At 55.4% G+C, this 14243-nt stretch carries 13 protein-coding genes and 3 tRNA genes; 3 read left to right on the top strand and 13 right to left on the bottom strand.

All coding sequences use genetic code 11. The features are described from left to right. Nucleotides 1–262: 262 nt before the first annotated feature. From BBA90_RS12740 to BBA90_RS12725, 4 genes are all read right to left on the bottom strand, one after another. Nucleotides 263–339 (bottom strand) — tRNA-Val (locus tag BBA90_RS12740). A 14-nt stretch (nucleotides 340–353) separates the two neighbouring features. Continuing rightward, nucleotides 354–430: transfer RNA gene (locus BBA90_RS12735), tRNA-Val, on the bottom strand. A 3-nt stretch (nucleotides 431–433) separates the two neighbouring features. Next, a tRNA-Val gene (locus BBA90_RS12730) sits at nucleotides 434–510 on the bottom strand. A gap of 154 nt (nucleotides 511–664) precedes the next feature. Then, a complete protein-coding gene (locus tag BBA90_RS12725; RefSeq protein WP_065649469.1) occupies nucleotides 665–2038 on the bottom strand; it encodes an MATE family efflux transporter in 1374 nt (457 codons plus the stop codon). A 193-nt stretch (nucleotides 2039–2231) separates the two neighbouring features. Here BBA90_RS12725 and BBA90_RS12720 point away from each other — a divergent pair, with 193 nt between their 5' ends. Continuing rightward, nucleotides 2232–2888, top strand: a complete 657-nt coding sequence (locus tag BBA90_RS12720) for a riboflavin synthase (RefSeq protein ID WP_065649468.1) — start codon at nucleotides 2232–2234, stop codon at nucleotides 2886–2888. Nucleotides 2889–2922: 34 nt separating this feature from the next. Here the strand turns inward: BBA90_RS12720 and cfa are convergent, their stop codons facing one another. Together cfa and punC are read right to left on the bottom strand one after the other, a co-directional pair. Beyond that, nucleotides 2923–4071, bottom strand: a complete 1149-nt coding sequence (gene cfa, locus BBA90_RS12715; RefSeq protein WP_065649467.1) for a cyclopropane fatty acyl phospholipid synthase — start codon at nucleotides 4069–4071, stop codon at nucleotides 2923–2925. Nucleotides 4072–4345: 274 nt separating this feature from the next. After that, on the bottom strand, nucleotides 4346–5539 hold the full coding sequence (punC, locus tag BBA90_RS12710) for a purine nucleoside transporter PunC (RefSeq protein WP_065649466.1): 1194 nt from the start codon (nucleotides 5537–5539) through the stop codon (nucleotides 4346–4348). A 109-nt stretch (nucleotides 5540–5648) separates the two neighbouring features. Between punC and punR the strand changes: the two genes are divergently transcribed. Beyond that, on the top strand, nucleotides 5649–6560 hold the full coding sequence (gene punR, locus BBA90_RS12705) for a DNA-binding transcriptional activator PunR (RefSeq protein WP_065649465.1): 912 nt from the start codon (nucleotides 5649–5651) through the stop codon (nucleotides 6558–6560). Here punR and purR read toward each other — a convergent pair. Together purR and BBA90_RS12695 are read right to left on the bottom strand one after the other, a co-directional pair. Next, complete coding sequence (gene purR, locus BBA90_RS12700; protein ID WP_065649464.1) at nucleotides 6557–7582, bottom strand: HTH-type transcriptional repressor PurR; 1026 nt, start codon at nucleotides 7580–7582, stop codon at nucleotides 6557–6559. The genes punR and purR overlap by 4 nt on opposite strands. A gap of 398 nt (nucleotides 7583–7980) precedes the next feature. Next, nucleotides 7981–8769, bottom strand: coding sequence for a C40 family peptidase (locus BBA90_RS12695; RefSeq protein WP_065649463.1), 789 nt, complete (start codon nucleotides 8767–8769; stop codon nucleotides 7981–7983). 352 nt (nucleotides 8770–9121) lie between these two features. Here BBA90_RS12695 and BBA90_RS12690 point away from each other — a divergent pair, with 352 nt between their 5' ends. Beyond that, complete coding sequence (locus BBA90_RS12690; RefSeq protein WP_065649462.1) at nucleotides 9122–9454, top strand: Grx4 family monothiol glutaredoxin; 333 nt, start codon at nucleotides 9122–9124, stop codon at nucleotides 9452–9454. Nucleotides 9455–9492: 38 nt separating this feature from the next. Here the strand turns inward: BBA90_RS12690 and rnt are convergent, their stop codons facing one another. From rnt to eptA, 5 genes are all read right to left on the bottom strand, one after another. Further along, nucleotides 9493–10176 carry a ribonuclease T gene (rnt, locus tag BBA90_RS12685; RefSeq protein WP_065649461.1) on the bottom strand — a complete coding sequence of 228 codons (684 nt, stop codon included), beginning with the start codon at nucleotides 10174–10176 and terminating at the stop codon, nucleotides 9493–9495. 108 nt (nucleotides 10177–10284) lie between these two features. Further along, nucleotides 10285–10692: a lactoylglutathione lyase gene (gloA, locus tag BBA90_RS12680; protein ID WP_065649460.1), complete on the bottom strand. Its 408-nt coding sequence runs from the start codon at nucleotides 10690–10692 to the stop codon at nucleotides 10285–10287. 95 nt (nucleotides 10693–10787) lie between these two features. Continuing rightward, nucleotides 10788–11885 (bottom strand): alkene reductase, encoded by a 1098-nt coding sequence (locus BBA90_RS12675; RefSeq protein WP_065649459.1) that lies wholly within the window; start codon nucleotides 11883–11885, stop codon nucleotides 10788–10790. Between the two features lie 42 nt (nucleotides 11886–11927). Then, nucleotides 11928–12530: a TetR/AcrR family transcriptional regulator gene (locus BBA90_RS12670; RefSeq protein ID WP_065649458.1), complete on the bottom strand. Its 603-nt coding sequence runs from the start codon at nucleotides 12528–12530 to the stop codon at nucleotides 11928–11930. A gap of 39 nt (nucleotides 12531–12569) precedes the next feature. Further along, the gene (gene eptA / locus BBA90_RS12665) at nucleotides 12570–14207 is read right to left on the bottom strand and encodes a phosphoethanolamine transferase EptA (protein WP_065649457.1); all 1638 of its coding nucleotides are present in this window, start codon (nucleotides 14205–14207) and stop codon (nucleotides 12570–12572) included. Nucleotides 14208–14243: the final 36 nt, after the last annotated feature.

The raw sequence follows: 14243 nt of genomic DNA, 5'->3' as shown, positions 1-14243 counted from the left end.
GGCTACGGATAATACAGAAGTAAGAATAGGTGACAGGAACTGAGCGTGCAGGGAAGTTATGCGTTGCAGAGGCAGGCCGGCAGAGCGGCGTTGCGCAAATCAGAGACATTGATGGCATAGGCACGTCAGCGCTGAAACCTTTCAGGTGAAACAACGTGCCATAGTATAATCGCTAAGTATGCGAAAACCAATATAAAAGCAGCGAGGGATATCGACCTGGATCAAGGAAAACGACGTTGCGCAAGAAGAGAAAACAGCGAAGTGGTGCGCTCTAATGGACTCGAACCATCGACCCCCACCATGTCAAGGTGGTGCTCTAACCAACTGAGCTAAGAGCGCGCAATACAGCAAACTGGTGCGTCCGAGTGGACTCGAACCACCGACCCCCACCATGTCAAGGTGGTGCTCTAACCAACTGAGCTACGGACGCACTTGGTGCGCTCTAATGGACTCGAACCATCGACCCCCACCATGTCAAGGTGGTGCTCTAACCAACTGAGCTAAGAGCGCAACACGCTGTCAGGGCGACAGCGGGGACGAATATTAACGGTACACCGGAAACCTGGCAAGGGAAAAAAACAGAAAATCCGGACGACTGACCAGCATCTGTGCGAAGCGTCGCTTTTTTCAGCATTGCGGGCCAGATAAACGCCCGCTCAGCCACTTAGCGCGCCGCGCGCGCCAGAATAACGTCTGCAGGGAGGCGCTGCATACGACGAATACGCCAGATCATCATCGCTGCGGCAGAGGTCAGACCCACAATAAAACCGCACCAGAATCCGGCCGGGCCCAGCGCCGGTACAATCCAGTCAGTCAGCGCCAGAACATAGCCTGCCGGCAGTCCCAAAACCCAGTAAGCAATCAGCGTAATGAAAAAGATTGATCGGGTATCTTTATAGCCGCGCAGGATCCCGCTGCCGATAACCTGAATAGAATCGGAGAACTGATAGATCGCTGCCAGCATCATCAGCTGGGCTGCCAGCGTTATGACCGCAGGATTTGCCGTATAAAGCGCGGCGATATCGTGACGAAACGTGACGGTAAACAGAGCAGTGCACGCCGCCATGGCAAGGCCCACGCCCTGACCGGTCCAGGCGGCGGTGCGTGCGCCTTCTGCAGAGCCTTCGCCCAGCCGGTAACCCACGCGAATCGTGGTGGCCACACCCAGCGACAGCGGCAGCACAAACATCAGTGAGCTGAAATTGAGCGCAATCTGGTGCCCTGCAACATTCACAATGCCCAGCGGTGACACCAGCAGCGCCACCACGGCAAACAGCGTGACCTCAAAAAACAGCGCCAGCGCTACCGGTAACCCCAGCGAAAACAGCCGCATGAGAATGGCACGCGAGGGTGCTGACCAGCGGGAGGCCATGCGAATATCGCGCATCGCCGGCATCCGCTGGAGCCAGAAGCGCATAACCAGGAACATCACCCAGTAGACTGAGGCGGTGGCCACACCGCATCCCACGCCGCCGAGACGCGGCATACCAAAATGGCCATAGATAAAGATGTAGTTCAGCGGGATATTGGTCAGCAGCCCGAGAAAGCCCAGCAGCATGGCGGGTTTGGTTTTAGACAGGCCGTCGCACTGGTTACGTGCCACCTGGAAAAAAAGATAGCCCGGCGCGCCCCATAGCAGCGCATGCAGGTAACCTTCCGCTTTTATCGCCAGACTGGCGTCAATATCATGCATGGCGCGGATAAGATAGCCCGCGTTCCATAGCACAATCATAATCACAAGCGCCACGGCCAGCGCCAGCCAGTAGCCCTGGCGCACCTGCTCAGCAATGCGTTCACGTCGTCCGGACCCGTTGAGTTGCGCAACGGCAGGCGTCAGTGCCAGTAGCAGACCGTGACCAAAAAGAATGGCGGGAAGCCAGATAGAGGTGCCAACAGCAACGGCGGCCATATCCGTGGCGCTTACCGCACCGGCCATAACGGTATCTACAAATCCCATCGCAGTCTGGGCTACCTGAGCGAGGATCACCGGGATTGCGAGGGTCAGCAGCTGACGCGCTTCTGTTAAATACTTCTGCACGTATCACCTGTTTAATTAAGAGAGAGCGGGAGACTATTCCCGGCGAATGCGCGCTCAGTGTAGCCAGAGCCTGCATGCGGAACAAACGATGATAACAAATTTATTTGTCTTTTATGCAACCATTGCGCATGCGCAAATTAAGTTGTGCTGGCAGGCTGTGATAAGCTAAGACAAACGCGTGGAGAGGATAGTTATGTTTACGGGTATCGTGCAGGGTGTGGCGGAAATTGTCGCCATTGAAGAGAAAGAGCTGTTTCGCACTCATACTGTTCGTCTTGATGCAGCTCTGCTGCCAGGGCTGGAGCTGGGCGCATCGGTGGCGCACAATGGCTGCTGCCTGACCGTAACGGCCATCGAAGGCGATCGGGTCAGTTTTGATCTGATTAAAGAGACGCTGCGCATTACTAATCTGGGCGCGCTGCAGGTGGGTGACAAAGTCAATATCGAGCGTGCGGCTAAGTTCAGCGATGAAATTGGCGGGCACCTGATGTCGGGTCATATTATGACCACTGCGGAAATCTGCAAAATTATTCAGTCGGAAAATAACCGTGAAGTCTGGTTCAGACCGCAGGATGCCGGGCAGATAAAATATATTCTGCGTAAAGGTTATATCGGTATTGATGGCATCAGCCTGACGGTCGGCGATGTGACAAAAACCAAATTTTGCGTTCACCTGATCCCGGAAACGCTGGAGCGCACCACGCTGGGAAGCAAAAAGCTGGGGCATAAGGTCAATATCGAAATCGATCCCCAGACGCAGGCAATTGTGGATACCGTTGAACGCGTTATGGCGCAGCGCGAAGCAGACCTGATTGCTGCGGCAACCTCACCGGGCGGTGCGGCAGAATAACCTTTGTAAAAGGCGCGCCATGCGCCTTTTTCATCTAGCGCGCCACGCGCAGCCCGCCTTCATAGCCGTGACTGAACACAACCTGCCACAGCTGAATGTCCCGGGCGCGAAAGGCGCCAGCACACGCGTTAAGGTAATAGCTGAACATCCGCCTGAAGCGCTCATCGTAGCGGGCAGAGAGCTGCGGCCACGCGGCCTGAAAACGCGTATGCCACGCCATCAGCGTGGTGTCATAATCGGTCCCGAAGTTGTGCCAGTCTTCCATAATAAAATAAGGCTCACTGGCGTCCGCTATCTGTCGCACGGAGGGCAGGCAGCCGTTCGGGAAAATATATTTATCGATCCACGGATCTACGCGCATATCGGTCCTGACCGCCCCGATGGTATGCAGCAGAAAAAGGCCACCGGGTTTCAGATTGCGATTCACCACTCTGAAGTAAGTCGCATAATTTTTCGGGCCGACATGTTCAAACATGCCCACGGAAACAATGCGATCAAACTGTAGTGCAAGATCGCGATAATCCTGCAGCAATATTGTGACGTCCAGGCCGGCGCAGCGCTGCTGTGCCATTTTCTGCTGCTCCTGAGAGATAGTGACGCCATATACGCTGACACCGTAGCGGCGGGCAGCAAACTCCGCCAGCCCGCCCCAGCCACAACCGATATCCAGCAGAGACATGCCGGGTTCAAGCTGCAGTTTGCGGCAGATCAGATCCAGTTTTGCTTCCTGCGCCGCATCCAGCGTTTCCGCATGATGCCAGTAGCCGCAGGAGTATTGCATAAACGGGTCGAGCATCAGGCGGAAGAGGTCGTTACCCAGATCATAGTGCGCTTTGCCAACCTGCCAGGCGCGCTTTTTTGATTGCAGATTGGTGATCCGGGCTGCGGCGATGCGCAGGGTATCTTTGAAGTGGTGCGGCAGCTGCTGATCAAGATGATGCCTGAGCGCGCGATGAAAAAACATATCCGGTCGTTCACACGTCCACCATCCATCCATGTAACTTTCGCCCAGACCCAGGGAGCCTTCCTGCAGTACGCGCTTAAAAAAGTCAGCGTGATGTACCTGAATATCCCACGGTCGTGAACCATTAACGCGAATATCTGCCTGTTCAAGTAACTCCCGGACGATACGGAACCACGGATTCTCTTCGGGACTTACCGCTTCTGCACATGATGAACTCATAGCTTCTCCATCACCTTGTAAACGTGACCTGTGAAACAGGAGGGTCTGCATCAGGTCTGTGAAAGAACGCAGGGTCGTGCCGTGCGCAGCTAAACCACATTAACAGAGGTATGAATAGTCCGGATTTGCGCGAGGCGCAGTCGTCTGGCCACACGCAGGCACCGTCCCGGAAATACCGGACGCGCTTTTATTGTTTTAACAGACAGACGAGCCAGTGACCCGCAGCGCGACTGCGCGGGCGGGTCACTGTCAGGTAAAATAGCGCGAGGCCGGCTCAGGCGTTCTCTTCGCAGGGATGGGGGATGTCAGCGGATTTTACTGTCGCACGCTGCCAGATGAAGCCCACCCAGGCAAGAACCACCGTACTTACCATTACCAGCGTAGTGTGATAAAGCGCCTGCTGCAAACCCGCTGAGACAATCAGACTGGCAAGGAAGCATAAGCCAAGCTGCAGCAGATTCTGTAAACCCGCTGCTTTACCGCTGGCATGCGGGAACGGCGCCAGCGCGCTGGCAACCACAATCGGGTAGATAGCGCCGTTTGCCAGAGCCATACCGCAGAAAGGCAGCAGCAGGGCAAACAGCGACGGGGCGGGCTGCAGCGCAACCGCAAACAGGCTCACAATGCTCAGGCTGTAAATCAGCAGCAGCCACGGCAGCAGCTGCGCACCCTGAAAACGATTAAGCAGCGCACGACAGCCAAAACCGCCAATCAGAAAGGCAATCGTCTGCGGCACATAGCTAAGTCCGATATCTGCCGGGGTTAAGCCTGCCGCCGCCAGAATAAAGGGTGAACCTGTCAGCCAGGCAAAAAAACTGGCAGAGCAGGCGGAGTAAATCAGGACATTGCCGCTATAGGCGCGGGTTGCCAGCAGCGCCAGCCAGCCAGGCTGATCGCCGCGCGCTGCAGGAGAGATTCGCGGCGAGCGGAGCTTAAGCGTCCCAGCCAGCAGCACCAGCGTAATCAGCGTCAGCACCAGGAAGATAGTACGCCAGTGAAAATGGCTCATCAGCCAGGCGCCCAGCAGCGGAGCCAGAGCGGGAGAGAGCGCAACCAGCGGCATGATAGTGGCAAACACTTTATTGGCCTGCGCTTTAGGGTAGCGATCGATAACCAGCGCCTGCCAGCTTACGGCGGCGGCGCACACGCCCACGGCCTGAATAAAACGCAGTGCCAGCATCAGCCAGACGTTGTCTGCCCACAACATGGCCAGACAGCTCAGGGCAAATATCGACAGGCCAGCCAGGAGAACCGGTTTGCGGCCAATACGGTCAGAGAGTAATCCCCAGCCTACCTGCGCACAGGCAAAGCCCGCCAGAAACAGGCTCAGACTGGCGCTGATAACACCCGGTGCGGTGGCAAAGTCACGCTGCATGTCGCTGAATGCAGGCAGATACATATCCGTGGCAAGAAAGCCGAGCATGCTCAGCAGCGCCAGATAAGGCAGAAATCCTTTTGAAGACATCACTATTTTTCTCATTTGGCAGGGAAACGCGAAGGAGTGTAAAAGGGTGCAGTCAGCTTTGTGAAACGCTAATATTTGCAGAGTGCTGTTAAATTTTTTGAAGGCAAAAAATATGTGGTCTGAATATGCGCTTGAGGTAGCAGATGCCGTGGCTCGCACCGGAAGTTTCAGCGCGGCGGCACAGGAACTGCACCGCGTGCCTTCTGCCATCAGCTATACCATCAGGCAGTTGGAGAGCTGGCTTGCCGTGGAGCTGTTTGAACGCCAGCATCGGGAGGTGGTCCTGACGCCGGCAGGCGAGCATTTTGTGCGTGAAGGGCGCTCTGTTATCAAAAAAATGCTGGCGACGCGACGTCAGTGTCAGCAGCTGGCCAACGGCTGGCGCGGCCAACTCAGTATTGCCGTAGACTGCATTGTTAAGCCGCAGCGCACGCGCCAGCTGGTTAAAGATTTCTATCGCCATTTTCCCGATATGGAGCTGATCATCAGCTATGAGGTGTTCAACGGCGTATGGGATGCGCTCGCCGATGGCCGGGTTGACGTGGCCATTGGTGCCACGCAGGCGATCCCGGTCGGCGGGCGCTTTGCTTTTCAGGATATGGGTGCCCTTAACTGGCGCTGCGTGGTCAGTCCGGATCATCCGCTGGCGCAGAGCGCGCATCCTGATGAAGAGGCGCTGCGCGCATGGCCGTCGCTGGTGCTGGAGGATACGTCGCGCGCACTCCCGCGTCGTATGACATGGACGCTGGATAATCAGCGCCGGCTGGTGGTGCCGGAGTGGGAAACCGGGATCGACTGCCTGCAGGCTGGCCTGTGCGTGGGGATGATCCCGGGACATCTGGCGCGACCGCTACTGGATAGCGGCGCGCTGGCAGAACTGATCCTGCCGCAGCCTTTTCCGGACAGCCCCTGCTGCGTCAGCTGGGCCGGGCAGCGGGCATCACCGGCACTGACGTGGCTGCTGGCTTACCTGGGTGATGCTGAGACGCTAAACCATGAGTGGCTCAGCGAACGCCGCGCTTAGCGGCGATAGTCGCGAAACGGACCGTCCCCGACAGAGCGACGCTCAATCAGGCTGGGCTGAACTTCAATCGTTTGCGGCTCTTCGCGTTTGCTGGTGATGCGATCCAGCAGCATCTCCAGCGCTTTCTCGCCCAGCTGCGCTTTAGGCTGATGCACCGTCGTCAGCGCCGGCGTAAAGTAGCGGGCATTGCGCACATTGTCATAGCCGATCACCGAAATATCCTGCGGAACGCGCAGGCCCATCTCATCGGCGGCGCAGATCGCGCCCATTGCCATGATATCGCCGCCGCAGAACACAGCGGTAGGGCGCTGCTTCTGGCTCAGGATCTGCTGCATCGCCTGATAACCCGATTCAGGCTCAAAATCGCCCTGTACGATCCACTCGGCACGCACCGTGATACCCGCTTCATGCATCGCCTGTAAAAAGCCGGCGTGCCGTCCGCCGCCGGTATTACGCTCCAGCTGACCCGGAATCGCGCCAATATCGCGATGACCACGCTCGATCAGGTAACGACCGGCCAGATAGCCGCCCTGGAATGCGTTATCCTGTACGGTATCGGTAAAATCACCGCGTGAAGCGCCCCAGTCCATCACCACCATCGGGATATTACGATTCTCTTCCAGCATCTGAAGCAGATCGTCCGGATACTCAGAGCACATCACCAGCAGGCCATCGACCCGCTTTTGCGCCATCATCGACAGATAGGCGCGCTGCTTTTGTAAGTCGTTATGCGCATTGCCCAGTATCAGCGTATAGCCCTGAGCGAAGCAGTGATGCTCAATTGCTTCAATAATTTCAGCAAAGTAGGGGGCTTCACTGGAGGTTGCCAGCAGACCCAGCGTCTTAGTGTGATTGACCTTCAGGCTGCGGGCGACAGCGCTGGGAGAATAGTGCAGCGCTTTAATTGCTTCCCACACGGCATTACGCGTCTCTTCAGCGACAAAGCGCGTTTTATTGATGACGTGCGAAACCGTGGTCGTTGATACGCCAGCGCGTTTTGCCACATCTTTAATTGTTGCCATGAAAATGGACCTCTTAAACCTATCGCAACTTTATGATAAGTATAGTGTTAAACGTTTGCGTCTGCGCAGGGTTTTCTGCCCGATTTCAGCATAAAAATGGCTGATTTAAGGCGAGTAATTAACCGTGGCAGATAATGACAGCAGCGTGCGCAAAAGGTGTTGCGCAACGAAAGGCGGCGATTCTAGCAAGGTGAGGGTCATAAAACGAGATGTTTACCTGCGGCCAGGCGAAAATAATTCTATTCCGGCGATAGATACGAAAGCGTGTGGTGCAGGCAGAAAGCGGCAACGGAGACTTCAGGCGCAGTGCGGCTGCTGATAACTGCCGTGACCTTGCGGCTGTGCCGGCGTGAAGCGCGAATGCGTTACGCCGTGCGGTTCTGCGTGTTGCGCAACCGTTAGCGAATGGTTTTAGGGGTCATCATACGGCGTGCGCCAACATAATGTTTCTGCCAGTAATCTTCACCCAGCGCGCTGATCTGAATATCCTTGCCGGTGCGCGGCGACTGAATGAATTTGCCGTTACCCAGATAAACGCCAACATGATCGGCGGTCCCGCGATTATTGATGCGGAAAAACACCAGATCGCCTTTCTCCAGCATTTCACGCTTGATGGGGGCAGCGTCGCGCAGATGATACATTTCATTGGCCGTACGCGGCAGTTTAAAACGAACCAGATCTTTATAGGCGTACCAGACCAGACCACTGCAGTCGAATCCGGTAAGCGGAGAGGTGCCACCCCACTGATAAGGTTTGCCCAGCTGGCCCATGAGTTTAGTCATGGCGGTTTCACGTGCTTTCTGATAGCGCAGGCGGTGAGATTTACTGAGCCTGACACCGGTCAGCGTATCGGTGGTCTCTTCTGCTGCCACTGTTTTCCGGCTGGTACGCTGATGACCATATTTTTTACCGGCAGAGGGTGCAGCCCCTTTTTTGTGGGCGGTGCGTGTAGTGGCAGAAGGCTCTGCGGGGAGGTTTTTTTTGGTTTTAACTTTTTGTACAGGCGTGACGCGTGTTTTTTTAGCCGACGTTTTAACCGGGCGTCGTTTGCGGCGCTCATCATCGCGCGCGCTCTTTTTCTCCGCTTTCTGCAGGCTGGCGTTAACCGGCTTGTGCGGTGAAGCAGCGGCCACGTTAAAAAACAGCTGAGCAAAAGCCAGTATGAAAAGCGTAATCAGTAAACGCATAGTCCGGTTACAGGTTCGGCAGACTGCAGAAGCAGACCGCGGCAATATTAGAAAATTCTGATCAGCGATCAGCGCCGGATTGATTCTAATCCACTTTTTTTACAAAAGGTAAGGTCTTTTTTATTAAATAGCTCATAGTAGTGGCTGTGTAGCAAAAATGAGCAGTTTCAGGTGTTTAACACAGCAGGTTTATTGCTAATCGTGTATTAATACACACTTCGTCATACGCCTGGGGCAACAAACTTAACAAACATGGCGATTCAGGCTGCAACGAGACAAATTCCCGTTTTCAGTCACGGGACGAAGTCGCTACAATAAACAAACACGAAGTGAAGAATTAAGGAAGGCAAAAATGAGTACTGTTGAAAAAATTCAGCGCCAGATCGCAGAAAATCCGATCCTGCTGTATATGAAAGGATCGCCAAAACTGCCAAGCTGCGGCTTCTCGGCTCAGGCTGTGCAGGCGCTCTCTGCCTGTGGTGAACGCTTCGCGTATGTCGATATTCTGCAGAATCCCGATATCCGTGCTGAAATGCCAAAATACGCTAACTGGCCAACCTTCCCGCAGCTGTGGGTGGATGGGGAGCTGGTCGGTGGCTGCGACATCATCGTTGAGATGTTCCAGCGTGGTGAACTTCAGCCGCTGATCAAAGAAACCGCTGAGAAACACAAAGAAGCGGAATAAAGCAAAAGGCCGGCGCTATGCCGGCCTTTTTCATTATCTTACTCTGCCGCGCTTTCGCCGGGCTCGTCACCTTCAGCTTCAGCATCGTTTAGCGCCAGCGGCCAGCCGCCCAGACGCTTCCAGCGATTAACCAGCTCGCAAAACAGCATTGCCGTCTGCTCTGTATCATACAGCGCCGAATGCGCCTGCGTGCTGTCAAAATCAATACCTGCCGCCTTGCATGCTTTTGCCAGTACCGTCTGTCCCAGCACCAGCCCGCTCAGCGCCGCCGTATCAAAGGTGGCAAACGGATGGAAAGGGTTACGTTTCAGGCTGGCACGCTCAGCTGCCGCCGTGACGAAGCTGTGATCAAAATTGGCATTGTGCGCCACAATAATCGCCCGGTTGCAGCCACTCTCTTTAAGGCCTTTACGCACCTGTTTAAAGATGGCGTGCAGCGCCTCATATTCGCTCACTGCACCGCGCAGCGGGTTCGAAGGATCGATACCGGTAAACGCCAGCGCTTCAGGATGAAGAAGGGCACCTGCAAAGGGTTCAATGTGGAAATGCAGGGTCTCGTCACGCTGCAGCCAGCCATCCTCATCCATTTTCAGGGTCGTGGCGGCAATCTCCAGCAGCGCATCCGTCTGCGCATTAAAACCGGCGGTTTCGACATCAATAACTACCGGATAAAAGCCGCGAAAGCGTTGGTTAAGGGCGTTCTGGGCGTTCGATTCAGACATCAGGATCTCATAGCAGTGAAAAGGGCAGCGCGCATTATGGCAAAAAAGGCGGGAGGGTGCAGCAGATGAGAAAAACCAGCCCGCAAATTTGCGGGCTGGCGTCAGGCATCAGTTACCAAGACCATGACCGGCATGTTTGTTTTCAATCAGCTCAATTTTATAGCCATCGGGATCTTCAACAAACGCAATGATGGTACTGCCACCTTTCACCGGACCCGCTTCACGGGTTACGTTTCCGCCTGCACTGCGGATGCGCTCGCAGGTGGCTGCGACATCGTCTACGCCCAGTGCGATGTGACCATAAGCGTTACCGAGGTCATATTTCTCTGTGCCCCAGTTATAGGTCAGCTCAATGACTGCACCTTCGCTCTCTTCGGTGTAGCCAACAAAGGCCAGCGTATATTTATATTCTGCATTTTCACTCTGACGCAGCACGCGCATACCCAGTACGCGGGTGTAAAAGTCAATTGAGCGTTGCAGATCGCCAACGCGTAACATGGTGTGAAGTAAACGCATAATATCCTCTTTTCGAAATAGTCAGATTTTGACGCAGAAACAGTGCAAGTATAGCGGGTAACGGGGCTGCCGCATCGCTGTGCGGCAGGTGTCAGTTACAGTGTCGGATAGTCGATATACCCTTCCGCACCGCCGCCGTAGAAACTTTCCGGACGCTGCGGATTAAGCGGAGCATCCTGCTGCAGGCGTGTAACCAGATCCGGATTGGCAATAAAGTCGCGGCCAAACGCCACGGCATCAATCAGACCGCGCGCAATCAGATCATCCGCTTTTTCCACGCTATAGGCGCCGGCACCGATGATCACACCAGGGAAGGCCGCGCGAACTTTTTCACGGAACGCATCAGTGTAAGGCTTGCCACCCGCCCAGTCTGGCTCAGAAAGGTGCAGATAAGCCAGGCCGCGTTTGCCCAGTTCGCTGATATACCAGAGCGCCGCTTCTTCTTCATCCGGGCCATTTTCCAGGTTCTGAAACGCCCCGACAGGTGAAACGCGGATCCCGACGCGATCGGCAGACCAGTTTGCGATGGCTGCATCCACCACCTCCAGCGCAAAACGGCCGCGCTTCTCAATCGAGCCGCCATACTCATCGTCGCGCTTGTTCGAGTCAGGCGACAGGAACTGGTGCATCAGATAGCCGTGCGCCGAGTGCAGTTCAAGCAGGTCAAAGTCAGCTTCGCGGGCATTGGCTGCGGCCTGTCCGAAATCCTGCACAATCTGTTTGATTTCATCAACGGTCAGTTCGCGCGGCACTGAGGTCTCTTCGCGATAAACGCTGCCATCAGCGGCACGCAGCGAGGTGCGGGTTCCGGCAGGCAGGGCAGAAGGCGCAACCGGGGCATTGCCCTCTGGCTGCACGCTGTAATGCGAGATGCGGCCGGTATGCCACAGCTGGACCGCAACGTGACCCTGAGCAGCGTGAATGCCTTCGTTGATCATTTTCCATGCATCAATCTGCTGCTGCGTATGCAGGCCCGGTGCGCCCGCGTAGCCTTTAGCCTGGAAAGAGACCTGCGTCGCCTCAGTAATAATAAGGCCTGCTCCGGCGCGCTGCTGATAATACTCAGCCATCATAGGCGTAGGAATGTCACCCGGTTCAATGCTGCGCAGTCGCGTCAGCGGTGCCATAAATACGCGATTAGGAACGGTAATTGCACCCACTTTCAGCGGGGAGAATAGCTGTTTGCTCGCCATGTTACTTCCTCTATTAGACCGGTCGTCTATAAATATCAGTTTTTAAAATTGCGGGCCGTTAAGCCACTGTTCGATAGTGCTGAGTGCCAGATTAATGGAGTCTGGTTCGCGGGAAATTTTGCTCTGCAGGCTGGCTCCCAGCCAGAGCAGGTAGCAACGCTGTGCAAGCTGCGCCGGGGTCTGATTAAATAACAGCGGCTGTTCAGCCGCCGCTTCTGTCAGGCAGTGTGCGTAAGCGGCCATAATGGCGCTGGCACCGCGCTGCAGCGCATCACGCATCGGTTCTGAGAGATCGCATACCTCAGCCGACAGCTTGACGCCCAGGCAGCCCATAATGCGTCCCTGCCTGGCAAACAGCTGCTGACCGGAGCGAAAATGTGCCAGCAGTCGCTGACGTGCGGGCAGGGACGGTAGCGTGAGCTGTTGATTAATCTGCTCCAGATAATTAACGAAATAGCGTTCCAGCAGCGCGACGCCAAATGCTTCTTTGGAGCGGAAATAGTAATAGAAAGACCCTTTAGGCACCGCCGCCAGCGTGAGCACTTCATTGAGGCCCATTCCGGTAAAGCCGCGCTGCAGACAAACCTGCTCGCCGGTAGCGAGCAGGTGTTCACGGGTTTCATTACGTTGCACACTTTTATTCATGGCCGTAAGCCTAGTAGACCAGTCGGTCTAATGCAAGCGTCAGCTTTTTTGCTGGCACGATTTGATCATATCCAGCTGGGGCTGATAAACCTGTGTCCGGATATCGAACAGGCCCAGCAGCGTATGAAACAGGTTATCCTGCGAGACCGGCAGCGTCGCGGCCTGCCGCCGCAGACAGGTCTCATCCAGATGAAACGCGCTGGCGTAGCCGGGTGAGAACCACATCAGCAGCGGGATATGCGTCTGCTGTGACGGGGCAAGCATCCACGGCGCGCCGTGCAGGTACATACCGTGTTCGCCCAGCGATTCACCATGATCGGAGAGATAAACCAGCGCCACATTAAAGCGGTTGCTCAGTGCTTTTAGCTTGTCGATAGTCTGGCTCAGCATATTATCGGTATAGAGCAGGGTATTATCGTAGGTGTTAACCAGCGCCTGCGGATCGCAATCCTGAATCTGGTTGCTGTCACAGGTGGGGGTGAACCGGCGGAACGCAGCCGGATAGCGCAGATAGTAGGCCGGGCCGTGACTTCCCATCTGATGCAGCACAATTACGCTGTCGTTATGTAAACTGTCAACGTAATTATCGAAGCGGTGCAGCAGCACGTCATCGAGGCAGAATCCGCTATGGCAATATTGTGGTAACGACCACTGCGTCATGTCAGTGTGCGGCACGCGGTTGCATGCGCCTTTGCAGCCGCCATCATTCTCGCGCCACAATACGCTGACTCCGGCGTGAGCCAGCACATCCAGCACGCCCTCCTGGTGATGTGCCAGGTCGGCGTCGTAATGTTCGCGCGGCATAACAGAGAACATGCAGGGCACAGAAACCGCCGTCTCGGTGCCGCACGACGTCGCATGCGGATAGTAAATCACCTGCTGTTTCTGCAGTTCCGGGTTAGTCTGGCGCGCATAGCCGCCCAGCGAAAAGTTCTCCGCACGTGCCGTTTCCCCTACAACCAGTACAACCAGCGTTTTTTTAGCCGCCTGCGCGATCAGCGGGCCTTTGTGCGCATCCTGTCCGATTTTAATCAGCGCCTGGCTGCCCTGCAGGTAGCGCTTATCGATATAATGACCGGCACCGCTGATCACATTGGCTGGCGTGATCATTTTTACCATTCCTTTGTTATTACGGATGAGTGACGCGTAATCTTTGTAGAACAGGGCAGCCATCAGCAGGATCACCAGCAGCGCACCCAGCGCACCCGCCAGCCGCTGCAATACGCTCCACCACCAGCGCTGACTGCGCCTGACGCGCACAACAGCGATAAGCAGCACCGGCAGCACTCCTGACAGCAGCATCCAGACAAGCCAGCGCGGGCTTATCAGCGCATTTGCCTCCTGCACGCTGGATTCAAAAACGTTTGCCACCATATTGGTATCAATCACGGTCCCGAAGCTGAACATAAAATAGCTGGCCGCTGCACTGATCAGTATCAGCACGCTCAATAGCGGCTTACGCACCCAGGGCCAGGCAAACAGGCAAAACAGGAGATAAAAGGCAGCAGTCAGCACCACCGGCATACTGGCGGCAAAAAGGTAGTCATGCAGACGGGTATAGGTGATGATTTTCCACGCCTGGCGCAGAAACAGCGCATTCAGACCAACGGCAAACAGCAGAGCTGCCAGCAAATTAAACTGGTTTTCGTGACAATGTAACTTAATAGAAGATTTCATTGGGGTTCGTTATTAAGCCGGAATGGACGCACAGTA

It is taken from the genome of Pantoea eucrina, from assembly GCF_001691555.1.
GTDB classification, from domain to species: domain Bacteria; phylum Pseudomonadota; class Gammaproteobacteria; order Enterobacterales; family Enterobacteriaceae; genus Pantoea; species Pantoea borealis.
This window is presented reverse-complemented; position numbering and strand designations above follow the sequence as displayed.